This window comes from Antarctobacter sediminis (genome assembly GCF_019218285.1).
Taxonomy (GTDB): domain Bacteria; phylum Pseudomonadota; class Alphaproteobacteria; order Rhodobacterales; family Rhodobacteraceae; genus Antarctobacter; species Antarctobacter sediminis.
Map to the genome: position 1 here is coordinate 1263080 of NZ_JAHUZG010000001.1, position 26150 is coordinate 1289229.

The 26150-nt window shown below is 64.8% G+C and carries 27 protein-coding genes; 17 read left to right on the plus strand and 10 right to left on the minus strand.

The window, feature by feature from the left end:
- The first annotated feature begins 21 nt into the window (after positions 1-21).
- The 15 genes from KJP30_RS06065 (at position 22) to KJP30_RS06135 (ending at position 12122) form a co-directional block, all read left to right on the plus strand.
- Positions 22-213: a DUF6494 family protein gene (locus KJP30_RS06065; protein ID WP_218448085.1), complete on the plus strand. Its 192-nt coding sequence runs from the start codon at positions 22-24 to the stop codon at positions 211-213.
- Between the two features lie 5 nt (positions 214-218).
- Entirely contained in the window at positions 219-1283 is a 1065-nt protein-coding gene (locus tag KJP30_RS06070) for an Mrp/NBP35 family ATP-binding protein (RefSeq protein WP_218448444.1), read from the plus strand.
- On the plus strand, positions 1280-1990 hold the full coding sequence (locus tag KJP30_RS06075) for a biotin/lipoate--protein ligase family protein (protein WP_218448086.1): 711 nt from the start codon (positions 1280-1282) through the stop codon (positions 1988-1990). Before KJP30_RS06070 ends, KJP30_RS06075 begins: the two co-directional genes overlap by 4 nt.
- A complete protein-coding gene (locus tag KJP30_RS06080) occupies positions 1987-2466 on the plus strand; it encodes a DUF6505 family protein (RefSeq protein ID WP_218448087.1) in 480 nt (159 codons plus the stop codon). Before KJP30_RS06075 ends, KJP30_RS06080 begins: the two co-directional genes overlap by 4 nt.
- Positions 2447-4438 carry a sensor histidine kinase gene (locus KJP30_RS06085; RefSeq protein ID WP_218448088.1) on the plus strand — a complete coding sequence of 664 codons (1992 nt, stop codon included), beginning with the start codon at positions 2447-2449 and terminating at the stop codon, positions 4436-4438. Before KJP30_RS06080 ends, KJP30_RS06085 begins: the two co-directional genes overlap by 20 nt.
- 100 nt (positions 4439-4538) lie before the next feature.
- Entirely contained in the window at positions 4539-5588 is a 1050-nt protein-coding gene (locus KJP30_RS06090) for an acyltransferase family protein (protein ID WP_218448089.1), read from the plus strand.
- A 158-nt stretch (positions 5589-5746) separates the two neighbouring features.
- On the plus strand, positions 5747-5896 hold the full coding sequence (locus tag KJP30_RS06095; RefSeq protein ID WP_218448090.1) for a hypothetical protein: 150 nt from the start codon (positions 5747-5749) through the stop codon (positions 5894-5896).
- Positions 5887-6048, plus strand: coding sequence for a hemin uptake protein HemP (hemP, locus tag KJP30_RS06100; RefSeq protein WP_218448091.1), 162 nt, complete (start codon positions 5887-5889; stop codon positions 6046-6048). The genes KJP30_RS06095 and hemP overlap by 10 nt, the downstream gene beginning before the upstream one ends.
- Complete coding sequence (locus KJP30_RS06105) at positions 6045-6521, plus strand: hypothetical protein (RefSeq protein WP_218448092.1); 477 nt, start codon at positions 6045-6047, stop codon at positions 6519-6521. Before hemP ends, KJP30_RS06105 begins: the two co-directional genes overlap by 4 nt.
- Before the next feature lie 24 nt (positions 6522-6545).
- Entirely contained in the window at positions 6546-7820 is a 1275-nt protein-coding gene (locus tag KJP30_RS06110; protein WP_425515698.1) for an imelysin family protein, read from the plus strand.
- A 21-nt stretch (positions 7821-7841) separates the two neighbouring features.
- Complete coding sequence (locus KJP30_RS06115; RefSeq protein WP_218448093.1) at positions 7842-8117, plus strand: (2Fe-2S)-binding protein; 276 nt, start codon at positions 7842-7844, stop codon at positions 8115-8117.
- Entirely contained in the window at positions 8084-8569 is a 486-nt protein-coding gene (gene bfr, locus KJP30_RS06120) for a bacterioferritin (RefSeq protein WP_218448094.1), read from the plus strand. The genes KJP30_RS06115 and bfr overlap by 34 nt, the downstream gene beginning before the upstream one ends.
- Positions 8556-10070 (plus strand): di-heme oxidoreductase family protein, encoded by a 1515-nt coding sequence (locus KJP30_RS06125; RefSeq protein WP_246594362.1) that lies wholly within the window; start codon positions 8556-8558, stop codon positions 10068-10070. Before bfr ends, KJP30_RS06125 begins: the two co-directional genes overlap by 14 nt.
- 2 nt (positions 10071-10072) lie before the next feature.
- Complete coding sequence (locus KJP30_RS06130) at positions 10073-11062, plus strand: imelysin family protein (protein ID WP_218448096.1); 990 nt, start codon at positions 10073-10075, stop codon at positions 11060-11062.
- A 1-nt stretch (position 11063) separates the two neighbouring features.
- Positions 11064-12122, plus strand: a complete 1059-nt coding sequence (locus KJP30_RS06135) for a DUF1513 domain-containing protein (protein WP_218448097.1) — start codon at positions 11064-11066, stop codon at positions 12120-12122.
- Here the strand turns inward: KJP30_RS06135 and KJP30_RS06140 are convergent, their stop codons facing one another.
- Genes KJP30_RS06140 through KJP30_RS06155 form a run of 4 tightly spaced genes read right to left on the minus strand, consistent with a single transcriptional unit; the run spans position 12123 to position 15992 of the window.
- Positions 12123-12773 (minus strand): 3-oxoacid CoA-transferase subunit B, encoded by a 651-nt coding sequence (locus KJP30_RS06140; protein ID WP_218448098.1) that lies wholly within the window; start codon positions 12771-12773, stop codon positions 12123-12125.
- Positions 12773-13429, minus strand: a complete 657-nt coding sequence (locus KJP30_RS06145; RefSeq protein ID WP_218448099.1) for a 3-oxoacid CoA-transferase subunit A — start codon at positions 13427-13429, stop codon at positions 12773-12775. Before KJP30_RS06145 ends, KJP30_RS06140 begins: the two co-directional genes overlap by 1 nt.
- A complete protein-coding gene (locus KJP30_RS06150) occupies positions 13426-14604 on the minus strand; it encodes an acetate/propionate family kinase (RefSeq protein WP_218448100.1) in 1179 nt (392 codons plus the stop codon). Before KJP30_RS06150 ends, KJP30_RS06145 begins: the two co-directional genes overlap by 4 nt.
- The gene (locus KJP30_RS06155; protein WP_218448101.1) at positions 14601-15992 is read right to left on the minus strand and encodes a bifunctional enoyl-CoA hydratase/phosphate acetyltransferase; all 1392 of its coding nucleotides are present in this window, start codon (positions 15990-15992) and stop codon (positions 14601-14603) included. The genes KJP30_RS06150 and KJP30_RS06155 overlap by 4 nt, the downstream gene beginning before the upstream one ends.
- Before the next feature lie 355 nt (positions 15993-16347).
- Here KJP30_RS06155 and KJP30_RS06160 point away from each other — a divergent pair, with 355 nt between their 5' ends.
- Entirely contained in the window at positions 16348-17445 is a 1098-nt protein-coding gene (locus tag KJP30_RS06160; protein ID WP_218448446.1) for an NAD(P)/FAD-dependent oxidoreductase, read from the plus strand.
- Positions 17446-17449: 4 nt separating this feature from the next.
- Here the strand turns inward: KJP30_RS06160 and KJP30_RS06165 are convergent, their stop codons facing one another.
- From KJP30_RS06165 to chvE, 6 genes are all read right to left on the minus strand, one after another.
- Positions 17450-18367: a dihydrodipicolinate synthase family protein gene (locus tag KJP30_RS06165; protein WP_218448102.1), complete on the minus strand. Its 918-nt coding sequence runs from the start codon at positions 18365-18367 to the stop codon at positions 17450-17452.
- Positions 18368-18395: 28 nt separating this feature from the next.
- On the minus strand, positions 18396-19322 hold the full coding sequence (locus KJP30_RS06170; RefSeq protein ID WP_218448103.1) for a Gfo/Idh/MocA family protein: 927 nt from the start codon (positions 19320-19322) through the stop codon (positions 18396-18398).
- Positions 19322-21064, minus strand: a complete 1743-nt coding sequence (gene araD, locus KJP30_RS06175; protein ID WP_218448104.1) for an L-arabinonate dehydratase — start codon at positions 21062-21064, stop codon at positions 19322-19324. Before araD ends, KJP30_RS06170 begins: the two co-directional genes overlap by 1 nt.
- An 80-nt stretch (positions 21065-21144) precedes the next feature.
- On the minus strand, positions 21145-22380 hold the full coding sequence (mmsB, locus tag KJP30_RS06180; RefSeq protein ID WP_218448105.1) for a multiple monosaccharide ABC transporter permease: 1236 nt from the start codon (positions 22378-22380) through the stop codon (positions 21145-21147).
- A gap of 11 nt (positions 22381-22391) precedes the next feature.
- Positions 22392-23912 carry a multiple monosaccharide ABC transporter ATP-binding protein gene (gene mmsA, locus KJP30_RS06185; RefSeq protein ID WP_218448106.1) on the minus strand — a complete coding sequence of 507 codons (1521 nt, stop codon included), beginning with the start codon at positions 23910-23912 and terminating at the stop codon, positions 22392-22394.
- A gap of 76 nt (positions 23913-23988) precedes the next feature.
- The gene (gene chvE / locus KJP30_RS06190; protein WP_218448107.1) at positions 23989-25035 is read right to left on the minus strand and encodes a multiple monosaccharide ABC transporter substrate-binding protein; all 1047 of its coding nucleotides are present in this window, start codon (positions 25033-25035) and stop codon (positions 23989-23991) included.
- A 153-nt stretch (positions 25036-25188) separates the two neighbouring features.
- Here chvE and KJP30_RS06195 point away from each other — a divergent pair, with 153 nt between their 5' ends.
- The gene (locus KJP30_RS06195) at positions 25189-26106 is read left to right on the plus strand and encodes a LysR family transcriptional regulator (protein ID WP_218448108.1); all 918 of its coding nucleotides are present in this window, start codon (positions 25189-25191) and stop codon (positions 26104-26106) included.
- Positions 26107-26150: the final 44 nt, after the last annotated feature.

Sequence of the window (26150 nt, forward strand, 5' to 3'; positions counted from 1 at the left end):
TCAAATGAAAGGAACCAGACCATGAGCGACGATTTCAACATGTCGATGCGCAAGTTTCTGAAGCAGGTCGGCGTGACCTCGCAGCAGGCCATCGAAGAGGCGATGCGCGGTGCGGAAACCGCCGGCAAGAGCTATGAGGTCAAAGCGGTGGTCACGATCCCCGAACTGGGTCTGACCCATGAGATCACCGGCGAGATCAAGGGACAGGAATGAGCCAGATGACCATCGGGCGCGAAACCGTTCTGGAGGCGCTGAAGGCGATCAAGGACCCGGTGGCCGGCAGCGACATCGTCGCCAGCGGCGTCATGCGGGCCTTGAACGTGGATGGCGGCACCGTTCGTTTTGTCATGGAAATCGCCCCGCAGCACGCCAAGGCCTATGAGGCCGTCAAGGCCGAGGCCGAGGCGAAACTGGGCGCATTGGATGGCGTCGAAAAGGTTGCCATCGTGCTGACCGGCCATTCGGAAAAGGCCCCGCCAGACCTTGGCATGAAGAAAAAGGCCGAACCGCAGGGACCACAGAAGATCCCCGGCGTGGATCACATCATCGCCATCGCCAGCGGCAAGGGCGGTGTTGGCAAATCGACCGTATCGTCGAACCTTGCCTGCGCGCTGGCCGCGCAGGGCCGCCGCGTGGGCCTATTGGATGCCGATGTCTACGGGCCCTCGCAGCCGCGTATGCTGGGCGTGTCCGGTCGGCCCGCCTCGCCCGACGGCAAGACCATCCTGCCGCTGCGCAATCACGGCGTCACCATGATGTCCATCGGCCTGATGACGAATGAGGATCAGGCCGTGGTCTGGCGCGGGCCGATGTTGATGGGCGCGCTGCAACAGATGATGATGCAGGTGCAATGGGGCGCACTGGACGTGCTGCTGGTCGATCTGCCGCCGGGCACTGGCGACGTGCAGATGACCCTGTCGCAAAAGGCCCATGTGGACGGCGCCATCGTGGTCAGCACACCGCAGGACGTGGCCTTGCTGGACGCGCGCAAGGGCATCGACATGTTCAGGCAGCTAAATGTCCCGATCCTTGGTATGATCGAAAACATGAGCACGCATATCTGTTCCAACTGCGGACATGAGGAACATGTCTTTGGGCACGGCGGTGTCGCCGCCGAGGCCGCCAAGCTGGGTGTTCCCCTGTTGGCCGAAGTGCCGCTGGATCTTCAGATCCGGCTTGCCTCGGACGGTGGTGCGCCCATCGTCACCAGCCAACCGGACAGCCCGCAGGCACAGGCCTTCCACGCCGTCGCAAGCGCGCTGGTGGCACGAGGCGTCGCATGAGCAAGATCGCCGAACCGCTGACCTTCCCCCCCGCCATGAGCGGCGAAGAGGTGGGCGGCGATCCCTTCGATGGCGCGGTGATGCGCGCCATCCGGGGCTGTGACGCGGGACTGGTCTGTTACCGCGTTGCCGCCGACCGCATGGGCGCGGCTCTGGTGATGACGCCCGAGGTCCCGCTGGCCAAGGCGATGACCATGCTGCCCCTCTGCGGCGTGGGTTTTCAGAACGCGCTTGGCGCGCTGGCCCCGCCCGAGGTAGCGGTTCACCTTGCATGGGCCGGGGGCATCCTGATCAACGGCGCGGCCTGCGGTGCCTTCCGTTCCTGTGCCTCGGCGCAGGAGGAATCCGACGTGCCCGACTGGCTGGTGGTGGGCTTTGACCTGCCGCTGACGCTGGCCTCGGTGCCCGGCGACGTACCCGACCAGACCGCGCTGTACGAAGAAGGCTGCGCAGACGTACAACCCGAACGGTTGATCGAAGCATGGGCGCGGCACACGCTGAACTGGATCGCGCGTTGGGAATCCGAAGGCGCGAAACCGCTGCATACCGAATGGCGCGGATTGGCCCACGGACTGGGCGAAACCGTGGTGCAGGACGGCTGGTCCGGCACATTCCTTGGTGTCGACGAAGACTTTGGCATGCTGCTGCGCGATGCCGAGACAACCCATCTTATCCCGCTGACCCACCTGCTGGAGGAAGCGCCATGAAACTGGCTCGCGCCATCCATTTCGACGAAAGCGACATGAACGTCTTTGCCAGCCCGGCCCGCACCGGCGAATGGTGCATATCGGGCGGGTTCGAGTTTTCCAACTGGACCGAGGGCGACCTTGCCGGCAAGGCCCGCCAGGCCTTTGCCAACGGTTGGCTGGGGCTGGAAACCGGCGGACGTGTGACCTTTGTCGCCGTGACCGAAGCGGAACCCGCCGAAGTCGAAACCCTGACCGACCTTCTGGCCCGGCATTTCGTCACCTATTACGGTGCGCCCTCGGTCGAGGCCGCCCGCCCGGTCGCCGCCGAAGAGATCTCGCACATGGCCGATCTTTGCGAGGATCACCCCGCCAATACCCTGCTGACCGTCGCGCGCGAACTGACCGACTCTGGCGTGCGCGAGGCTTTCCGCGTGATCGAGGCACAGGCCGCCGGGCTTGAGCAATTCGCGATCCATGGGTCGCTCGACGACTGATCGGGCCCGGCGGGCGCTGCGGCGCGCGCCCTCGGTGCGCCTGCGCCTGCTGGTGCTGGCGCTGGCCCCCTTGACGGTGCTCATGCCGCTCTTGCTGATCCTTGGCATGACGCGCTGGACCGCCGATTACGACGCGCTGCTGATCGGAAACGTGGAATCCGACCTGCGCATTGCCGAACAATATCTTGCGCGGATCATGGAGACCACGGGAGAGGAGCTGCGCGGGGTGTCGGAAAGCGCCGAGTTCGGCCGTGTGCTGGACGGCGCGCCGCACCTGCTGAACAGCTATCTCGCGGAAAAACGCGAGGTTCTGGCGCTGGATTTCCTCTATTACCTGCCCGAAGAGGCCGCGCTTGGCGATCCCTCGCGCTGGCCAGTGATCGTGGCCGGGCTGAACGGCACGCCAGCCACCGAGATCGACATCTTCTCGGGTCAGGATCTTGCGGCCTTTCCGGGGCGTCTGGATACCATCGCCCGCATTCCCCTGATCGAGACAGAGGCCGCCGTTCCCACCGAACGCACCGCCGAGGATCGCGGCATGGTGGTGCATTCGGCGGCCCCGGTTCAGCTGGATGGCCACACCGGCGTGCTGGTCGGCGGGATTCTTTTGAACCGCAACCTGCAATTCATCGATACGATCAACGCGCTGGTCTATCTCAACGCCGTCACCGGCGGCGAACGGCAGGGCACCGCCACGCTGTTTCTTGACGATGTGCGGGTCTCGACCAACGTGCGGCTGTTCGAAGATGTGCGCGCCTTGGGCACACGGGTGTCTGCCGTGGTCCGTCAGGCCGTGTTGGGCGACGGGCAGACGTGGCTCGACCGCGCTTTCGTGGTCAATGACTGGTACATCTCGGGGTATCTGCCGCTGACCGACAGTTTTGGCGAGCGGGTCGGAATGCTTTACGTCGGCTTTCTGGAGGCCCCGTTTACCGCGGCCAAGCGGCGCGCCGTCCTGTGGATGCTGGCCGCCTTCGTCGGAGTTCTGGTGCTGTCGGCCCCGCTGTTCCTGACCATGGCGCGCGGAATCTTTGCCCCGCTGGAGCGCATCAACCAGACCATGCGCCGGGTGGGCCGCGGCGACCTGTCGGCGCGTTATGGCGATGTCGGCGCACGGGACGAAATCGGTCAGGTCGCGGCGCATCTGGACGACCTACTGGGACAGGTGCAGGACCGCGATGCCCGCCTGCGCGCTTGGGCGGACGAACTGAACCAGCGGGTCGAGGAACGCACCGCCGAACTGCGCGAGGCCAATGCCAAGCTGGAAGAAACCTATCGCCAGTTGGTGATGAACGAGAAACTGGCCTCGATCGGTGAAATCACCGCCGGTGTCGCGCATGAGATCAACAACCCCGTGGCGGTGATTCAGGGCAATGTCGACGTGATCCGCGAAACGCTGGGCGCTCGGGCCGAACCGGTCAGGACCGAACTGGATCTGGTTGACCGGCAAGTGGCGCGCATTGCCGCCATGGTGGGCAAGCTGTTGCAATTCGCCCGTCCCGGCGAGTTTCACGGCTACGAGGACGTGGTGTCTCTGACGCCGCTCGTCTCGGATTGCCTGCTGCTGGTGGAACATGTGCTGTCGAAAAGCGCCATCACCGTGGAAACCCGGCTGGAGGACGCGCCCGAGGTCCGCGCCGACCCCGGCGAAATGCAGCAGGTCATCATCAATCTGATCATGAACGCGCTGCAAGCCATGGGACATGACGGGAAACTGACGCTTGGCCTGTCGGCCGAAACCCGTAACGGGCGGCCGGGTGTCTGCCTGAGTGTGCAGGACAGCGGCCCGGGCCTGTCCGAAGGCATGGCCGAGGCGGTCTTTGATCCGTTTTTCACCACCAAGCAGGGCGAAGGCACCGGGCTGGGTCTGTCGATTTCGCAAACGCTGGTGCAACGTGCCGGCGGGCTGATTTCGGCCGGGAATGCGCCCGAGGGCGGCGCGCTGTTCCGCGTCTGGCTGCCTGCGGCGTGACCCCTGCCCGCGCCGATTCCATCGAAAACGCGCCTTGCTGCCCAAGCCCTGCCATCTTCGCATGGCCCAGTGACCGGGCAAACCACCCGGTGACGACCCGATGACCACTCAGGATGCCCCGCCCCTCGCGCCCCCGGGCGCAGGCCACGCCGGCCCGGCGCTGGCGGCGGATCTGCGCAGCCTGACCGCCTTTCGCTTTTTCGCGGCCTTCTGGGTGTTCCTTTTCCACGTCAAGGCCCGCACGGGCGCGGACGGCGGTCTGTTCTGGGACATCGTGGAAAACGGTGCCCGCGGGGTGGATTTCTTTTTCATCCTCTCGGGTTTCATCATCCTGCATGTGTACGAACGCCAGATTGCCGAGGGTCGGTTTTCGCTGCGCCGTTTCATGGTCAAACGGCTGGCCCGGATCTATCCGCTGCACCTTGTGATGCTGTTGCTTTTCCTTGCACTGGCTGTCGCGGGCGGCCACGGCCATGACGGCGCGCTTGCTTCGGTTTTGCTGGTACATGCCTGGGCCGTGACGGACGGGCTGGTGCTGAACGGGCCAAGCTGGACGATTTCGGCCGAGTTCTTTGCCTACCTGTTGTTCGGGCTGCTGGCGGTGCGGGTCTATCCGACGTGGCTGCTATGCCTTGCCTTCGCGGCCAGCGCGCTGGCGGTGCATCTTTTCGCGGTATCGCTGGGCAAGACCGCCTTTCTGCACCTGACATGGGATTTCGGGGCCCTGCGTATCCTGCCGCTGTTCGTGCTGGGCATGATCCTGCGCCGGGTGGCCCCCGGCGTATCGCCTTCGCTCGCGCTGGGGGCCGGACTGGTGGGGGTGCTGACCCTGCCGGTAATTGTGGCGCAAAGCGATCCGGGCTATGAATTGCTGCTGCCCTTCTGCCTGCTGATCGTGGCGGGGGCCTGCCTGTCGCGCGCCGCATGGTTGCCCACCAACAGCCGCGTCATGGTCTACCTGGGCGAGATTTCCTATTCCACCTACATGATCCATGTCTTTGTAATCGTGCTGTGTTACGACCTGCTGCCCAAGCTGGGGATCCCTGCGCCGGGCTGGCCCATTGTCGGGCTGGTGGTGCTGGCAGGGTCCGTATTGGGCTATCACCTTGTCGAACGTCCGGCCCGCGATTGGCTGAACCGTTTCGCCTGAGCCCCGCTTTACCCACCTCCTGAACACCTCGCCGCAAAATCCGATTATTTTTGTCGGATTGACAAACCCTACTAAAAAAGTCAGCTTAAAGCCATCCTAGCCAGCCCGGTCGAATCCGGGCCAAGCCAACCCTGCAATCCGGCACGCGGAGACCCAAGATGCTGAACGCCAGCGACACCGCCGCAGATCACCGGACCCCGGGCGAAGGCGACCGGCGGCCGGCCCCGATCGGCTTTTCAACCCTGTTCCAGATCGAACGCCTGTTCGACCGGCTCGAAGGCAAGACCGGGGGGCGGACATGGGACTGAACAGCCTGCCACACACCGCCGACGCCGAGCCGCTGCCCGTCTATGACGCCCGCGACCTGACCGAGGGCGGAGACCTTGCCCGCATCCGGCTGGCCGACCAGTTGTATGTCCTGCGCATCACCCGCGCCGGCAAACTGATCCTCACGAAATGAGCGGTATGGTCCAGAGAGGCGGTGCGCCCGTCGGCCATCTGTCGGACCTTGGTCCGGTCGAAACCGGCGCGGTCCTCTACCTGCGCCTGTGGAACGACGGCGCTGCCGCCCGGGCCGAGGTATGGAACGACTTTGCCCGCCACCTTGGGTCGGAACAGGGACGGCAGGCCCTTGGCGCCTTTGAATCGCTTTGCGATCTCTGTGCCCGCCATGGCCGCCGCCCGCTGATGCGCCACCATGTGACCTGCAAATGCCTTGGCGCCGACGAAAGCTGTTTCGCCACGCTGATCGGCTACGCCAGCGAAGGCGCGCGCGAAGACGCCCAGCTGCTGGCCATGACACTGGTGCGGCCCGACATGGCCGGAATGCTGGCCGGTCTGGCCGAGGATTTCGGGCTGGCCCTGCGCCGGATGACCGCCATGGCCCCGCGCAGGACGGCCCCCACCCATCCCCATAACAAAACACTGCACTAGCAAACGCCAAAAGGACCAAAGACAGTGAAACGCAAGACAACCCTGACCGCCGCAACCAGCGTGCTGGCCCTGACACTGGGCACCGCCGCCTTTGCCGAGGTCAACAAGGCCGACGTTCTGGACACCTACGCCGACATCGCCGAAGCGGTCTATAGCGACAGCCTGATCGCCGCCCAGCGCCTGCAAACCGCGGTTGACGCCCTGATCGCCGCCCCCTCGGCCGAAACCCTTCAGGCCGCGAAAACCGCATGGCTCGCCGCCCGCGTGCCCTATCAGCAATCCGAGGTCTTTCGTTTTGGCAATGCCATCGTCGACGACTGGGAAGGCAAGGTGAACGCATGGCCGCTGGACGAAGGCCTGATCGACTATGTCGACATGACCTATGGCGGCCCCAGCGACGAAAACGCGCTGGCGGTGCTGAACGTCGTCGCCTCGCCCGCGCTGAGCATTTCGGGCGCCACCGTGGACGCGACCGAAATCACCCCGGCGCTGCTGGCAGAAACGCTGCACGAGGCCGACGGGGTCGAGGCCAATGTGGCCACCGGCTATCACGCGATCGAATTCCTGCTTTGGGGGCAGGATCTGAACGGCCATGCCCCGGGCGCAGGCAACCGCCCCTGGACCGATTACGCGCAGGGCGATGCCTGCACGGGCGGCAATTGTGACCGCCGTGGCGATTACCTCAAGGCGGCGACCGACCTGCTGGTCTCGGACCTTGAATGGATGGCCGCGCAATGGGCCGAGGGCGGCGAGGCCCGCACAACCCTGCTGGCGGACGAACCCGCCGGGATCACCGCGATCCTGACCGGCATGGGGTCGCTTTCCTACGGCGAACAGGCAGGCGAACGGATGCGCCTTGGCCTGATGCTGAACGACCCCGAAGAAGAGCACGACTGCTTTTCCGACAATACCCACAACAGCCATTACTACGACGGGCTGGGCATCCAGAACGTCTATCTTGGCGAATACGTCCGGATCGACGGCGCGCTGGTCTCGGGGCCTTCGCTGTCGGACCTCGTTGCCGAAACCGATGCCGCCCTCGATGCCGAAATGAAGGGCAAGCTGGCACATACCATGATGGCGCTTGGCCGGATCAAATCCGCCGCCGAGGCGGGCTTTGCCTATGACATGATGCTGGAACGCGGCTCTGCCGCCGGCGAGGCGCTGGTCATGGGCGGCGTCAACGGCCTAATCGACCAGACCCGCAGCATCGAACGCGTGGTCGCCGTGCTGGGCGCCAATGGCATCGTCATCGAAGGCTCGGACAGTCTCGACGACCCCGACGCCGTTTTCCACTAAACCCCGAAAAGGTCCGCCGCCATGATCGTCTGTCATTGCCAGAACATCACCGATCACGACATTCATTCCGCCATCGACTGGATGCGGGCGGCGGACCCCTCTACGCTCATCACACCGGGCAAGATCTATCACGCGCTGGGAAAGGCCGCCGATTGTGGCGGCTGTATGCCGCTGTTTCTTGGCACCATGCGCAAGAACCCGAACCTGGAAGTCCCCATGCACCTCCGTACCCTTCGGGACGGAGCAACACAGGAAACCCGACCATGCAAGGTGATCTCAAAGTCATCGACTACCTGAACCGCGCCCTGCGCAGCGAATTGACCGCGATCAGCCAGTATTGGCTGCACTACAAGCTGCAAGAGGACTGGGGCCTTGGCCACATGGCCAAGAAAAGCCGCGAGGAAAGCATCGAAGAGATGAACCACGCGGACAAGCTGATTGCGCGGATCATCTTTCTCGAAGGGCACCCGAACCTTCAGAAACTGGACCCGCTGCGCATCGGTCAGACGCCCAAGGAAACGCTGGAATGCGACCTTGCCGCCGAACAGGAAGCGCGCGAGATGTACAAGGAAGCCCGGGAATATTGCCACGAGGTCGGCGACCACGTGACCAAGTTCCTGTTCGACGAACTGCTGGCCGATGAAGAAGGCCACATCGACTTTCTCGAAACGCAACTTGACCTGCTGGAACGTGTCGGCCCGCAGAACTATGCCCACCTCAATGCATCGAAAATGGATGAAGCCGAATAACTTCGCCCTTCTGGCCGTTTTCATCGGGCCCGCCGCCTTGGCGGGCCCTTTGGATGAACCGCATCTGACCATCGCCCCGCGCACCCCGGCAGAGACCGCGCGGATTGCCCGTGTCATGGCCCCGCCCAAGGATTTCGACGCCCCCGAACCGTTCGAGGCGAAACCAGCAGGCAGCGCCACGGTGCGGGTGACCCCCGATGCCAATGCATTTTCCCTGCCGTCTGCCAGTCTGGATTTCGAGGGTGAACTGACCTTCAAGGTCGGCAACGGCATGTTCCGCAAGATCTGGGTCTCGGCTCCCTCGTCGACGCTGGCCTCGGACGGGCTGGGGCCGCTGTTCAACGCGCGGTCCTGCCAGCGGTGCCACATCAAGGACGGGCGCGGCCACCCGCCCGCAGGACCGGCGGACAAGGCGATTTCCATGTTTCTGCGCGTTTCGGTGCCCGGCGGACCGGATGACCAGATCCCCCAGATCGAGGACTATATCGCAACCGCGCCGGAACCGACCTACGGTGGCCAGATGCAGGATTTCGCCCTGCCCGGTCATGCGCCCGAATACCGCTTGCAGATCACTTACGAAGACATCGCTGTGCCGCTTTCAGGTGGTGAAACCGCCTATCTGCGCAAACCCACCTATGCCGCCGCAGATCTTGGCCACGGCCCGTTGCACCCGGATGCGATGCTCAGCCCGCGCGTGGCGCCGCAGATGATCGGCCTTGGCCTGCTCGAGTCGATTCCGGCGGCCGATATCCTTGCGCTGGCCGATCCCGAAGACGCCGATGGCGACGGGATTTCCGGGCGTGCCAATATCGTCTGGTCGGTGGAATACGACATGCCGCTTCTCGGGCGCTTTGGCCACAAGGCCGGGATGCCGACGATCCGCGAACAGACCGCCGCCGCCTTTGCCGGTGACATTGGCATTTCCACGCCGCTTTTTCCGGCGGCTGCGGGGGATTGCACGGCGCGCCAGCCGGATTGCCTTGCCGCGCCGCATGGCGACGGCGATGCCCGCGTGACCGAGGTCGACGCCGAGGGACTGGACCTGACAAGTTTCTACAGCCGCAATCTTGGCGTGCCTGCGCGGCGGCGGGTCGACGATGCACAGGTTCTGCGCGGCAAACAGGTTTTTCACGCCACCGGCTGCACCGCCTGCCATCAGCCGAAATTCGTCACTCACCGGATGCCCGACCGACCCGAACACAGTTTCCAACTGATCTGGCCCTACACGGACATGTTGCTGCACGACATGGGCGAAGGACTGGCCGACAACCGCCCCGAAGCCCGTGCCACCGGCCGCGAATGGCGCACCGCGCCGCTATGGGGGATCGGTTTGACGCGGCAGGTGTCGGGGCATACGACCTTCCTGCACGATGGTCGCGCGCGTTCGCTGCTTGAGGCGATCCTCTGGCACGGTGGCGAGGCCCAGCCCCACCGCGACGCCGTGATCGACATGCCGCCGCCTGATCGCCAAGCCCTGATAGCCTTCCTCGAAAGCCTGTGACCATGCGTTTTTGCCTGACCGCCCTCATCCTTGCCGCAACCCCTGCGCTTGCCGCCGGCCCCGATGTTGGCGCCATCGTCGATGGCCACGTTCTACCGCGTTACCGGACCCTTGTCAGCGAAAGCGCCGAACTGGCCCGCATCGCGCAAAGCCATTGCGCCGCGGACAGCACCGAACTGCGCGCCGCCTATTCCGATGCCTTCGACGCTTGGATCTCGGTCAGTCACCTGCGCTTTGGCCCTTCTGAACAGGGCGATCTTGCCTTTGCGCTGGCCTTTTGGCCGGACAGCCGGGGATCGACGCCCAAGGCATTGGCCCAGTTGATCCGGGACGAGGATCCGGTGGCCGCCAGTCCCGACAGCTATCGGGACGTGTCGATCGCCGCGCGCGGGTTCTATGCGATGGAATATCTGCTGTACGATCCGCAGGTTTCGACCGCTGGCAGCGACAGCTACCGCTGTCAACTGGTGCAGGTGCTTGGCGCGGACATCGCGGCAACCTCTGCGGCGATCCTCGACGGGTGGGAAACCGGCTATGCCGAGCTGATGCGCCACCCCGGCAACGAGACCTATCGCTCTGACGAGGAGGCGGCCAAGCAGTTGTTCACCGCGCTCGCCACCGGGCTGGAATTCACCGAGGACACGCGCATGGGCCGCCCGATGGGCAGCTATGACAAGCCGCGCCCGATGCGGGCCGAGGCGCGCCGGTCCGGCCGGTCGCTGCATCACGTCCTCCTGTCGCTGCAATCCCTGCGCGACCTTGGCGCGCGTCTTTCGGGCGATGACCCCGCGCTGGACCGCGCCTTTGCCATCGCGCTGGAGCGGGCCGAGGGACTGGACGATCCGGTCTTTGCCGGAGTTGCCGACCCGCAGGGGCGCATCCGTATCGAGGCGCTGCGCCAGCGCATTGCCGAGGTGCGCGAGGTCGTGACACAGGATCTTGGCCCCCGGCTGGGCATCGCCGCCGGGTTCAACTCGCTGGACGGAGACTGAGATGGCAAACCGCAGGCATTTCCTTGCCGGGCTTCTGGCCGCCAGCGCCTGTCCGCAGCCCACATGGGCCAATGCGGGCGGCCCTGCCTTTCTATCGGCTGCGATGACGCGGGATGGTCGCTATCAGCTGTGCGGCCTTGGCGCGGACGGCCAGATCACCTTTGCCATTCCGTTGCCTGACAGGGGCCATGCCGCCGCTGCCCATCCCGAACGCCCGCTGGCGGTGGGTTTTGCGCGGCGTCCCGGGCGGTTTGCCGTGGTGCTGGATTGCGCCACGGGTCAGGAGATCGCCCGGTTCGACGCGCCCGAGGGCAGGCATTTCTACGGTCACGGGGCGTTTTCCCCCGACGGCACCCGCCTGTTCACCGCCGAGAATGACTTTGACGCGGCACGCGGTGTGATCGGCATCTGGTCGCTGGAGGACGGCGGTCAGAGGATCGGCGAATTCGACAGCCACGGCACCGGACCGCATGACATCAAACTGATGCCCGACGGCAAAACGCTGGTTGTCGCCAATGGCGGGATCGAAACCCACCCGGACTCGGGCCGGGTCAAGCTGAACATCCCGGTCATGGCCCCCTCGCTGGCCTTCCTTGGCCTCGACGGCCGGCTGCTGGATCAGCAACGCCTTGACCGCAGCCTGCACAAGAACTCGATCCGCCATCTTGCGGTCGGTCCCGACGGTACGGTGGGCTTTGCGATGCAATGGCAGGGCGACCTGTCCCAGTCACCGCCCCTGCTGGGCCTGACACGACTGGGCCAGACGCCCCGCCTGCTGACCGCGCCGCCGGACCAACAAGCCCGGATGCAGGGCTACGCAGGCAGCATCGCGCTGTCACCCCACCGCCAAGAGGTGGCCATCACGTCGCCCCGCGGGGGGCTGGCGCAGGTCTTTGACACGGCCAGCGGTCTGCTCAGGCGCAGCATCCACATGCCGGACGTCTGCGGCATCGCCGCACGTGACGGGGATTTCCTGCTGACGGCAGGCACGGGAGAGGTCAGGGGCACGCGGACCGCGACCCATGACCTGCACTGGGACAACCACCTGATCCCGGTCTGACTACAGCGCCATCTCTGGCACGACCCCGTCATGCAGCAGTGTTGCCTCGGTGGCGGCAAGGATTTCGTCCAGCGTTACACCGGGGCCACGCTCCAGCAGGTGCAGCCCGTCCTCGCGCGGTTTGATCACCGCAAGTTCGGTGACGATCAGATCGACCCGTCGCGCCGCCGTCAGCGGCAGCGTACATTCACGCACGATCTTGGGCGCACCCTTGGCCGTATGCACCATCGAGACAATCACCCGTTTGGCCCCGGCCACAAGATCCATCGCCCCGCCCATGCCCGGCACCATCTTGCCCGGCACCATCCAGTTGGCCAGAAACCCGCGTTCATCCACCTGCAAGCCGCCCAGCACTGTCATATCCAGATGCCCGCCACGGATCAGGCCAAAGCTCATGGCGCTGTCGATCGAGGCCGCGCCCGGAACTGCCGTGACAAAGCCGCCGCCGGCATCGGTCAGGTCCGGATCCTCCATGCCTTCGGGCGGGCGCGCGCCCAAACCGATCACGCCGTTCTCGGCCTGGAAAAAGACACCGGCATCACGGTCGACAAACCCCGCCACCAGCGAAGGCAAGCCGATCCCGAGGTTGACCAGCGACCCCGGCGTGACCTCCTGTGCCACGCGGCGCGCGATGATTTCCTTGGCATCCATTATTGCGCCCTCCGCTCCAGCAGGTGATCAACCAACACGCCCGGTGTCTTGACCGCATCGGGCGGGATCATCCCAACGGGAACGATGCCCTGCGGCTCGGCGATCACCGTTTCGGCGGCCAGCGCCATGATCGGATTGAAGTTATGCGCCGTCAGCGCGTATTCGAGGTTGCCCACGTAATCCGCCTGATGCGCCGCGATCAGCGCGAAATCGCCCCGGATCGGCTTTTCCAGCAGGAAATCGCGCCCGTCCACCGTGACGACCTGCTTGCCCTCGGCCACGGCGGTGCCGACACCCGTGGGGGTCAGCACGCCACCCAGACCGACGCCGCCCGCCCGGATGCGTTCGACAAGCGTGCCCTGCGGCACAAGGTCGACCTCGATCTCTCCGGCGATCATCTGGGCCTGCGTTTCCGGGTTCAGCCCGATGTGCGAGGCGATGACACGGCGCACGGCCCGCGCGGTGATCAGATGACCGATCCCCTTGCCCGGCATCGCCGTGTCATTGGCCACCACCGTCAGGTCGCGCGCGCCCCGCGCCACCAGCGCCTTGATCAGGCGGATGGGGGTGCCCACCGCCATGAACCCGCCGATCAACAAGGTCGCCCCGTCCGGGATCAACGCCGCCGCATCTTCGGGGCAGATTGCATGTTTCATGTCAGGTCTCCGATCTCCTGCATCGCCGCCCGCGCGATCACCAGTTCCTCGTTGGTCGGTATGACCAGAACCCGCACCCGCGACATCTCGGTGCTGATGACCGTATCATTGGCAGCGTTGCGGTCGTCGTCCAGTTCGATCCCGACCCAATGCAGCCCGCGACAGACCTGCGCGCGGATCGAAGCGGCGTTTTCACCGATGCCCCCGGTAAAGACCACCGCGTCCAGCCCTTCCAGCGCGGCGGCCAGCCCACCCAGCTCGCGCCGGATGCGGAAACAGAAATAGTCGATGGCCTGCCGCGCGCCCGGCGCGTCCGAGGCCAGCAGCGTCCGCATGTCGCTGCTGATCCCGGACAGGCCCAGCAGACCCGATTTCCGGTACAGCAGATCCGAGATCTCCTCAGCCTTCATGCCTTCGCTCTGCATCAGGTACAGCACCGCGCCGGGATCAAGCTGTCCGCTGCGCGTGCCCATGGGCAACCCGTCCAGCGCCGAAAACCCCATGGACGAGGCAATCGACCGCCCCGCCGACAGCCCGCACATCGACGCGCCATTGCCAAGATGCGCCACCACCACACGGCCTGCGTGCAAGGTTGGCGCCATCTCGGCCAGCTTTCCGGCGATGTAGTCATAACTCAGCCCGTGAAAGCCGTAGCGCCGCACGCCCTTGTCGTAATAGGCGCGCGGCAGGGCGAAAGTGTCGTTCACAAACGGGTGGTTGCGGTGAAACCCGGTGTCGAAACAGGCCACTTGCCGCGCCTCGGGAAAGGCTTTCAGCGCGGCGCGTATCCCGGCTAGGTTATGCGGCTGGTGCAGCGGCGCAAACGGCTCCAGCTTTTCCAGCGCGTGCAGGACCTCGGGGGTGATGCGCGTTGGTTCGGCATAGTCCATGCCCCCATGGACAACACGATGCCCCACGGCGGCGATCCGGGCATCGGGGAAACGGCCGGTTATTTCGTGCAGAACGGCGGCCAAAGCGCCCGCGTGGTCGGCGGCGGCATGGTCGGGCAGCGCGGTGTCCACCAGATGCGTGCCCGCCCCGTCCCTGAGGTGCAGAACCGCCGCGCCGCCGATCCGTTCCACCTGACCGCCCGCCATCAACCCCGGGTGCCGCCCCCGGAACAGGCCAAATTTCAACGAGGACGAACCCGCGTTCAAAACCAGTGCGTGGCTCATCCCCTGCCCCCCGTGATGCGGGCGTGATGCAAGGCCGCCACCGCGCAGGAGGCCAGCCGCGACATGTCATCGTCGGCCCGGCTGTTGAGGATGATCGGCACCCGCGCGCCCAACACCAGCCCGGCACCTTCGGCGTGGCTGATATAGGTCAGCTGCTTGGCCAGCATGTTGCCCGCGTCGATATTCGGCACCACCAGCACCTCGGCGCGGCCCGCCACGGGCGAGGCGATCCCCTTGGTGCGTGCGGCAGCGATATCGACCGCATTGTCCATCGCCAAGGGTCCGTCCACCAGCCCGCCGGTGATCTGCTTGCGGTCGGCCATTTTCGACAAGAGCGCCGCATCGACCGAAGACGGAATGTCCGGGTTCACCGTTTCGACCGCCGAGAGCACCCCGACCTTGGGTTCCTCGATCCCGATGCTGATGGCGATGTCGATGGCGTTTTGCACGATGTCCATCTTGGTCTTGAGGTCCGGCGCGATGTTGATCGCCGCGTCCGTCACCAACAAGGGATGCGCCAGCCCCGGCACATCCATGACAAAGACATGGGTGAACCGCCGCCCGGCGCGCAGGCCCGCCTGTTTGTCCAGCGCGGCGCGCAGCAGGTCATCCGTGTGCAGGTGCCCCTTCATCAGCGCCCCCGCGCGCCCCTCGTGCACCAGCGCCACCGCCTTGCGGGCGGCTTGGGCGTGGTTCGGTTCGGCGATGATCTCGACCCCGGCAAGATCGCGGCCAAGTTCCGCGGCGGTGGCGGCGATCTTGTCCGGGCACCCCACAAGGATCGGCGTGATCAGCGTGTGGTCCCGCGCCAAAAGCGCCCCGCCCAGCGAGTTCGGCTCCTCGGGCGCGACCACAGCCGTCACCAAGGGGGGCAAGGGCGCGGCCTTGACCAGCAGTTTTTCGAAATGGCGGTGCCGCTGCACGATCAACCCGGGCAGGTCATGGCTGGAATAGCTGACCTTGCGGCGCGGTGCCTCGACCTCGGCTACACCGGACAGGATCAACACGCCGTCGGCGGGGCGCGTGACCTCGGTTGCCAGCGTGACGATACCCGTCTGTTCGTTACGGTCGGTGACGGTTACGCGGCTTTCCAGTTCGTCCCCCGCATGAGCCCGGTTGTGAAAGGAAAAGCTTTGCGAGTGATACAACGTCCCTGCCCCGGGCAGCATGTTGCCCAAGACGGCCGAGATCAGCGAACCGACGAACATCCCCGGCGCCACAGCCTCGGGCGTGCCGTCCCCGTCGCCATCGACGTTGAAAACATGCATCGGGTTATGATTGCCCGAGACATTGGCAAAGACGATCAGGTCATCCTGCGTGCACAGCCGCCGCAACGAGGCCGTGTCCCCCGGCTGCAATTCGTCGAACACCTTGTTTTCGATCTTCATGGCATCGGGTCCTTCGTTCCGTTTCGCGCGGCGGCGGGTCTGCCGACATCAGAGCCTGCGGTCTTGACGGCTTTGTGACAATGGCTGCGGCGCATTGTCCAAACGGCGCAGCCGGTTCCGCCCCGGTGAACCCTGCCCCGTTCCGCTCCGCCTTGATGCGGATCAAACCGGCACCCGTGGCACCGGCCTGACCTTGGGGCAGGCCACGCCCGCCCACCGGCCTATCGGCTGGCCATTGCGCCCGCCCCGGTCCAATCTGCGCGTAACCCCGTCATCGGGGCAACCGCAGGACAAGGATCTGGGAATTGACCGCAACCCACTGCCCGCCATCTTTCACCGTCACCCGACCCACCACATGACCGGGGCCGATATCCTTGTGATCGGCGGCGGCATGGCAGGCGTCAGCGTCGCCGCCCGCATGGCAGCCGAGGCGCGGGTTGCCCTGCTGGAGGCCGAAGCGAACCTTGGTTATCACGCCACGGGACGTTCGGCGGCGATTTTCATCCGCAATTACGGCAATGCCACATTGCGCGCCCTGAACGCGCATTCCGTCCCTTTTTTCGAAGCCCCGGACGAAATCGACGAAGCGCCCCTGCTGACCCCGCGCGGCGAGCTGTTGCTGGCTGGCGAAGACGAGATGCCGGCGCTGGAATCCTATGCGCAGGGCGCCGAGGGGCTGGAGCGACTGACCGCATCCCAAGCGCAAGACCTGGTGCCGATCCTGCGACCGGACCGCATCGCCGCCGCGATTTACGAATCCGACGCACAGGACATAGACGTGGACCGCATGTTGCAGGGCTTTGCCCGGTTGCTGCGGGCACGCGGCGGACAGATCCGCACCGGTGCCCGGATAACGGCCATGTCCCGCGACAAGGGCCTGTGGACCGTAGAAACCGATCAGGGCCGCTTTGCCGCGCCGATCGTCGTCAATGCGGCGGGCGCATGGGCCAGCCCGGTGGCCCGCATGGCCGGGGCGCTGCCGATCCCGGTCACGCCCTGCCGACGCTCGGCCGCGCTGTTGCCTGCGCCCGAGGCAATGGACGGCGGACGCTGGCCCCTGTTCGGCTCTGTCAGCGAGACATGGTACGCCAAGCCCGACGCCGGTCGCCTGATGGTCAGTCCCGCCGACGAGGACCCGGTCGAACCGCAGGACGCATGGGCCGATGACATGGTGCTGGCCGAGGGACTGCACCGATACGAACAGGCGGTGACCGTACCTGTCACGCGGGTCGAACGCAGTTGGGCGGGATTGCGCAGCTTTGCCCCCGACCGCACGCCCGTCGTGGGCCCTGACCCGCTGGCCGAAGGCTTTTTCTGGCTTGCCGGTCAGGGCGGCTATGGCATCCAGACCGCGCCCGCGCTGTCGCGGATCGCGGCAGAGATCTGTCTGGGCCGGACGGATGACGGCCTGGCACCGCTGGCCGCCGCGCTCTCTCCGGCGCGCTTTGCCTGAACGGCTATTTGCCCCAGTTCAGGGCAACAAGATCAAGCTCACCGGCCAGTTGCAGCAGGCGTTCACGCGTGCGCGCCGTCATCGGTTTCAGAGGGTGGCGCACGTGGTCCGATCCGATCACGCCGCCCTCTTTCATCACCACCTTGCAGGCGCGCAACCCGCACTGGCGGTTTTCGTGGTTGATCAGCGGCAGGCAGCGGGTCCATTGCGCCAGCGCCGTCTGTTTGTCCCCCGCCAGATAGCTGCGGATGATGACGCCGATCTGGTCGCATTGCAGCCCCGAGGTCATCGTCCCGGTACAGCCCGCATCCAGATCCGCCAACAAGGTCGCCGCTTCTTCGCCATCGAAGGGACCGACCACATGTTCGCCGCCCGCCTCGATCAGCGCCGCCAGCTTGTCGGCGGCAAAGGGCATTTCCATCTTGAAATAGCTGACGTTTTCCAGCTCGCGCGCCATGCGCGCCAACAGCGGAACCGACATCTGGCAGCCTGACAGCGGCGCGTCCTGCACCATGATCGGGATCGAAATCGCATCGGACACGGCGCGGAACTGTTCATAGATGCCCGCCTCGGACGGGACCAGCCCGACACCATGATAGGGCGGCATCATCATGACCATCGACGCGCCCAGCGCCTGCGCCGCCTTGGCCCTTTCGACCACGATCCCGGTGTAGAAATGACTGATCGTGACGATCACCGGCACCCGGCCCGCCACATGCTCCAGACTGATCCGCATCAGACGCGCCCGCTCCTCGTCGGACAGCACGAACTGTTCCGAATAATTGGCAAGAATGCAGATCGCATCGACACCCTGGTCGATGATGCAGTCCAGAACGCGGCGCATCCCTTCTTCGTCGACCCGGCCATCATCGTGGAAGGGGGTCGGGGCAACGGGCAGGATACCGGTCAGCGGCGTTTTCATGGCGGGTCCTTTCAGGGCGTCGGTTCGTTCAGTCAACAAAGGGGGCGGTCAGCACACGCCGCCCCAGCAGAAATGCATCGGCCACATGTCGCAGCGGCGAAAGATCGGTGTCGCTTTGGCCGCTGGCGACCAGCTCTGCCATGCGGGCGTAAAGGCGCGGGTATTCGCCCGTCAGCGCCGGGCCGTCGGCGCTTTGCTCCACACCGTCCACGACCATGCGCGCCCCGCCGTCATGCAGCGCCAGCACGCCCTGATCGGTTTCGACCTCGATGCTCCATGTCTGGTCGCCTTCTTGCCGCCAGTCAAAGACAGCGCTGACATCGGCACCGCCGGGATGGGCAAAGCGCAGCGCCGCCGCGATCGGCCCCTGCTTGTTTTCCGGCACCTCCAGCGTGGCCTCTGTCAGGTGGATCGGGTCGGGCAGGATCTCGGTCACGATGGACAGCGCGTTGATGCCGGGATCAAAGACCCCAAGACCACCCGGTTCCCAGATCCAGTCCTGCCCGGGATGCCAGCGGCGCACGTCTTCTTTCCAGATGACGGACAGGCGGCGCAGGGTCTTGTCCGCCAGCCAGGCCTTGGCCGGGGCCACCATGGCCGCCTCGCGCGAATGCCACGTGGCGAACAGCGACACCCGCTGCGCCCGCGCCATTTCGCTCAGCCGGTGACATTCGGACAGCGACGCGCCGGGCGGTTTTTCCAGCATCACGTGACGGCCCGCCGCGATGGCCGAGGCGGCATAGTCAAAGCGCGGCACCGGCGGCAGGCAAAGCGAAACCACGCGAATGTCGCTGCGCCGCTCCAGCATCTCGGCGAAATCGGTATAGCTTTCGACACCGTCCACACGGCCCCGGCGCGACACGGTGGCTGCCAGAGACCAGTCCGGCGAACCGGCAATGGCCGGGACATGCTGATCGACGGCGATCTTGCCGATGCCAACAAGTGCAATTTCCATCAATGCGAGTCCTTTCCGACGGGTGCCCCCCGGCACCCCTTTAGAAAATCGAGATCGGCGCCGGTGTCGGCGCCCTGAACATGCTGCTGGTGCAACCATGCATAGCCGCTGCGGGCTTGTTCGTGTACCGGCGTCCAATCCGCCAGTCGCGCCGCCAGTTCATTGTCCGAAATGTCGAGGTGCAGACGGCGCGCAGGCACGTCGACCTCGATCATGTCGCCACTGCGCACCACCGCCAGCGGCCCACCCGCCGCTGCCTCGGGCGAGGTGTGCAGGATCACCGTGCCGTAGGCGGTGCCCGACATGCGCGCGTCGGAGATGCGGATCATGTCCTTGATCCCTTTCTTCAACACCTTGGGCGGCAGACCCATGTTGCCCACCTCGGCCATGCCGGGATAGCCCTTGGGGCCGCAGTTCTTGAGCACCATGATGCAGGTTTCGTCGATGTCCAAAGCATCGTCATTGATCCGCGCCTTGTAGTCGTCGATGTCCTCGAAGACGACGGCGCGGCCCCGGTGCTGCATCAGCTGCGGCGAGGCGGCAGAGGGTTTCAGCACCGCCCCCTTGGGCGCGAGGTTGCCCTTGAGAACCGCGATCCCGCCCTGCACGGTCAGCGGCCTGTCAACCGGCAGGATCACCTCTTCGTTCCAGTTCTTGGCGTCCTTGACCTCGTCCCAGATGGTCGTGCCCGATACGGTCAGGGCCTCCTTGTGCAGCTTGCCGCCCTCGCCCAGCCGTTTCAGCACCACGGGCAGCCCGCCTGCGTAGAAGAATTCTTCCATCAGGTAATCGCCCGAGGGCTGAAGGTTGAGGATCGTCGCCACGTCGCGGCCACAGCGGTCCCAGTCATCCAGAGTGATGTCGACACCCACACGGCCCGCGATGGCCAGCAGATGGACTACCGTATTGGTGGATCCGCCCACAGCGCCATTGGTGCGGATCGCGTTTTCAAAGGCATCACGGGTCAGGATGTCCGAAGGTTTGAGATCATCCTTGACCATCTGCACGATCCGCCGCCCGGTCAGTTGCGCCATGACACGGCGCCGCGCGTCCACCGCCGGGATCGCCGCATTGCCGGACAGGGCCATGCCCAGCGCCTCGCACATCGAGGCCATGCTGGACGCGGTGCCCATGGTGTTGCAGGTGCCCGAGGACCGTGTGACCGCCGCCTCGGCATCCAGAAACTCCTGCTGGGTCATCTCGCCGGCCTTCACCGCTTCGGAAAAGCGCCACAGATGCGTGCCCGCGCCCACCCGTTCGCCCTGAAACCAGCCGTTCAGCATCGGCCCGCCGGTCACGACGATAGACGGCAGATCGCAAGAGGCCGCCGCCATCAAAAGCGAGGGCGTGGTCTTGTCACAACCCACCATCAGCACGCAGCCATCCATGGGCTGACCACGGATCTGTTCCTCGATCGACAGGGCGGCGAGGTTGCGGAACATCATCGCCGTGGGGCGAAAGGTGTTTTCCGAGGCGCTGAAAACAGGCACTTCGACCGGAAAGCCGCCTGCCTCCCAGACGCCCGCCTTCACCTTTTCCGCCAGTTCGCGCAGGTGCCCGTTGCAAGGGGTCAGTTCGGACCATGTGTTCAGGATGCCGATCACCGGACGCCCATCGAACAGGTCGTCCGGATAGCCCTGGTTCTTGAGCCAGCCGCGATGATAGATCACGTCCTTGGTGCTGCCACCGTACCATTCCTGACTGCGCAGCTTGCGCGGCCACCGGGCGGGTTTGAACGCCATCCGCTTGCCTCCCTTATGGTCAGATGCGCCGGAATCCGCGCCCTACGTGCTTGCGCAGGGCGCGCATTCGCTGTGCACCATCACCCCTGTTTCGATTTGTTGTAGACGTCGAAGATCACCGCGGCGAGCAGGACCAGCCCCTTGATCATCTGCTGATAGTCGATGCCAATGCCAAGGATCGACATGCCGTTGTTCAGCACACCCATCAGGAAGGCGCCGACCACGGCGCCGACGATCTTGCCCACCCCGCCCGACATGGACGCACCACCGATAAAGACCGCCGCGATCACGTCCAGTTCCAGAGCAAACCCCGCCTTGGGCGTGGCCGAATTCAGGCGCGCGGCAAAGACCATGCCCGCGATCCCTGCCAGCACCCCCATGTTGACGAAGGCAAGGAAGGTCAGCCGTTCCGTCTTGATTCCCGACAGCTTGGCCGCCTTTTCGTTGCCGCCCAGCGCATAGATCCGCCGCCCGGTCACCGTGCGTTCGGTGAAGAAGGCATAGATGATCGTCAGCACACCCATGGTGATCAGCACGTTGGGCAGACCGCGAAAGGTGGACAGCTTGAACAGGATAAAGATCAACGCGACCGAAATGATGCCGATGCGGGCAAGGAAAAAGGCCTGCGGTTCTCCGGCCATGCCATAGGCCTTGTTCTGGGCGCGGGCCTTGAGTTCCATCCAGACAATCAGTGCCGCCGCCACGATCCCGGTGCCCAGCGCCAGAACATTCACGCGCTTTTGCCCCAGCAGGTTCGCCACGCTGTCGCCTACCCCTTTCGGAAAGAGGTCGGGTACAAACCCATTCGCCAGCATCTGGAATTCACGCGGGAACGGGCCCAGCGACTGTCCTTCAAGCAGCCAGAGCGAGGCTCCGCGGAACACCAGCATTCCTGCCAGCGTCACGATGAAAGACGGGATCCTCCAGTAGGCGATCCAATAGCCCTGCGCCGCGCCGATCAGCCCGCCCGCCACAAGGCATGTGACCATGGTGACGCCGGTGGATTGTTCCCACTCCACGATCATCACCGCCGCCAGCGCGCCAATGAACCCCATGACCGACCCGACCGAAAGGTCGATATTGCCCGAGACGATGACGATCAGCATCCCCAGCGCCATGATGACGATATAACTGTTCTGCAACAGCAGGTTGGTCACGTTCACCGGCTTCAGCAGCGTGCCGTTCGTCACCACCTGGAAAAAGACCATGATCGCGATCAGCGCGAAAAGCAGCCCGTATTCCCGAAGGTGCCGGACAAGGTATTCACCGATCCCCTGCTTTTCGGGCGCCTCGGCCCCGTGTTCTGCAAAGTCCATCAAGAGGCCCCCTATTCGGTCACGATGAGCGACATGATGCGCTCCTGACTGGCGTCTTCGGCGCTCAACTCGCCCACGAAAGCGCCTTCGTTCATCACGTAGATACGGTCACACATGCCCAGCAGTTCGGGCATTTCAGACGAGATCATCAGCACGCCTTTGCCCTGCGCAGAGAGGTCGTTGATGATTCCGTAGATTTCGAACTTCGCGCCCACGTCGATGCCGCGCGTGGGCTCGTCAAGGATCAGCACCTCGGGTTTGGCGAAAAGCCATTTCGACAGGACGACCTTTTGCTGGTTGCCGCCCGAGAGGTTCATGACCTTCTGGAAAACACCCGGCGTGCGGATGTTCAGGGCGCGGCGGTAGTCCTCGGCCACCCGCGTTTCGGCCCCTTCGTTCAGAACCTGCCCGCGCGAGACCTCTTCGAGGTTGGCCATGGTGATGTTGCGCTGGATCGTTTCTTCAAGGATCAGGCCCAGCGATTTGCGGTCCTCGGTCACATAGGCCAGCCCGGCGTCGATGGCGCGGCTGACGGTGCTGACATCCGCCGGCGCGCCGCCGATGCGGACCGTGCCGCTGATGTTGCGTCCATAGGACCGGCCGAACAGGCTCATGGCCAGTTCGGTGCGCCCCGCCCCCATCAGCCCGGCGATGCCCACGACCTCGCCTGCGCGGACCGTCAGGTCAACGTCCCGGATCACCTGCCGGTCGCCGTGCAGCGGATGCCAGACGTTCCAGCCTTCGACCTCCATCAGCAGATCGCCCGCCCGCCGTTCCCGCGCCGGATAGCGGTTGGCCATGTCGCGGCCCACCATGTCACGCACGATGCGGGCCTCGGTGATCTCTTGCGTGCCCGCCTGCATGGTTGACACGGTGGTGCCGTCGCGGATCACCGTCACCGTATCGGCCACGCGGCGCACCTCGTTCAGCTTGTGGCTGATGATGATCTGCGTGACGCCCTGCGCCTTGAGTTCCAGCATCAGGTCCAGCAGTGCCTGACTGTCTGCCTCGGACAGCGCCGCCGTCGGTTCGTCGAGGATCAGCAGGCGCACTTCCTTGGACAACGCCTTGGCGATCTCGACAAGCTGTTGCTTGCCCACCCCCAGCTTGTCGACCAGCGTGCTGGGCGGTTCTTTCAAGCCGACCTTGCGCAGCAATTCCTCGGTGCGCCGGTTGGTTTCGCGCCAGTTGATGACACCACCGCGGGCCCGTTCATTGCCCAGAAACAGGTTCTCGGCAATCGACAGCAGCGGCACCAGCGCCAGTTCCTGATGGATGATGATGACGCCCTGCGCCTCGGAGTCCGAGATATTGCCGAATTCCGCCAGCGCGCCGTCATAGTGGATTTCGCCGTCGTAGCTGCCCGCCGGATAGACGCCAGAGAGCACTTTCATCAGGGTCGATTTCCCGGCGCCGTTCTCACCGACCAGCGCGTGGATCTCGCCTTCTTTCACTGTCAGGTTGACCGTGTCCAGCGCCTTGACCCCAGGAAACTCCTTGGTGATCCCGCGCATTTCCAGAAGCGCCGTCATCGCCTCTCCCAATCCCATGCGTGCCAAGGACCGCCCGCCAGATGCGACAGCGGACGGCCCCCGGGAGACACCTGCCTTACTTGACCTGATCCATCGTGTAGTATCCGGATCCGATGATCACATCTTCCCAGTTGGAGAGATCGACCGAAACCGGCTCCAGCAGGTAGGACGGCACCACCTTGACGCCATTGTCATAGGTCGTGGTGTCGTTGATCTCGGGCTCGCCACCTTTCAGCAGCGCCTCGACCATGCCCACGGTCACGCGCGCCAGTTCGCGGGTGTCCTTGAAGACGGTGGAATACTGTTCGCCCGCCAGCATGGATTTGACCGACCGGATTTCGGCATCCTGCCCGGTGACGATCGGCATTTTCAGATCGCCCGAGCCATAGCCCACGCCCTTGAGCGACGAGATGATGCCAATGGACAAACCGTCATAGGGGGCCAGAACGCCATGCACCTGCTTGTCGGTGTAATGGGCGGACAACAGGTTATCCATCCGCGCCTGCGCCACCGCGCCATCCCAGCGCAGGGTGCCGACGGTGTCCATGCCCATCTGGCCCGACACGATGTTGATGGTGCCCGCGTCAATCAGCGGTTGCAGCACCGACATGGCCCCGTCGTAGAAGAAATAGGCGTTGTTGTCGTCGGGCGAGCCGCCGAACAGTTCAACGTTGTACGGGCCGTCCCCGAAACGTTCCTTCAACCCGTCCACAAGGCTCGACGCCTGCTGCACCCCCACCTTGAAGTTGTCGAAGGTGGCGTAATAGCTGACATATTCGCTGTCCCGGATCAGCCGGTCATAGGCGATCACGTGAATGTCGGCGTAATAGGCGTTTTCCAGCGCGCTCGACAGGGTGGTGCCGTCGATGGCGGCAATCACCAGAACGTCGACCCCGTTGGTGATCATGTTCTCGATCTGCGCCAGCTGGTTGGGAATATCATCCTCGGCATATTGCAGGATGGTGTCATAGCCGGCTGCCTTGAACTGGGCCACCATGGATTCACCGTCCGAGATCCAACGCGACGAGGATTTGGTCGGCATGGCAATACCGACGGTTTCGGCCCAGGCGCCATGGCACGACAGCGCCAGTGCCGCCGAAGCGAGCAGAAGTTTCGTTTTCATGTGTAGCCTCCCAAGGTCGGCGCCTGCCCTCCCCGGCGGCGCCTGAACGATGTTGCGGATCCAGCGGACCCGCCCAAAACCTATGAAAGATGCACATACCTGTAAAATTCTGATATGCGCATTTCACATACCGTTTTTGATAAGAGGCCGGGAATGGACATTGCCCGCAGGATCAAACCCGCGCATCTGGACCTGATCTTGCGGATCGCGGAATCCCGACAGTTGCAGCTGGCCGCGCAGGCCATGGCGATCTCACAGCCCGCCGCCTCGCGCATCCTGGCCGAGATCGAGACCAATATCGGCAGTCCGCTGTTCACCCGTCACCCCAAAGGAATGGAAGTCACCGCCGCCGGGGCCGCCTTTGTGCGTCATGCGCGGGTGATTCTGTCCGAGGTTCACACGCTGGAACATGAGCTGCGGCACCTGCAATCCGGTGCGCTTGGAGAGGTGCGGGTCGGCTCTGTCACCGGTCCCACGGTCGGCTGCCTGATGCCGGCGGTGCAGGCGGTTCTGCGCGACAGCCCCGAATTGGAAATCAGCGTCGATGTCGCGCCGTCACGCCTGTTGATCCGCGATCTGGAGGAAGGGCGCTATGATTTCGTACTGGGCCGCATTCCGCCCGGACACGACAGCCTGCTGTTCCACGTTCACCCCGCCCGGACCGAAGACGTGGCCCTGCTGATCCATGCGACGCATCCGCTGGCCGGGCAGCGCGACGTCGAGATGCAGGCGTTGACGGGCTTTCCCTGGGTCATGCAGGAACGCGGGATGCCGATCCGGCAAGCTGTCGAAGAGGCTTTTCACACCGAAGGCGTGCCGATCCCTTCGCGCATCCTCAACAGTTCCTCGCTTCTGGTGGCGCTGTCCCAACTGGCACGGGCCGAGGCGATCGTGCCGCAGACCAACGAGGTCAAGGGCTTGCTGACACATTCCGACATCGGAGCCAACCTGACCGCGCTGCATCTGCGCCGCCCGATCGTGGTGCCGCCCTATTTCGTCCTGCGCGACGGCAGCCGCAAACTCTCGCGCGCCGCCGAACGCCTGCTGAACGAGGTGCTTAGCCGGCTGTAAGGCCGCGACATGCCCCGAAACGGGGAAAGCATCTGATTTTCCGG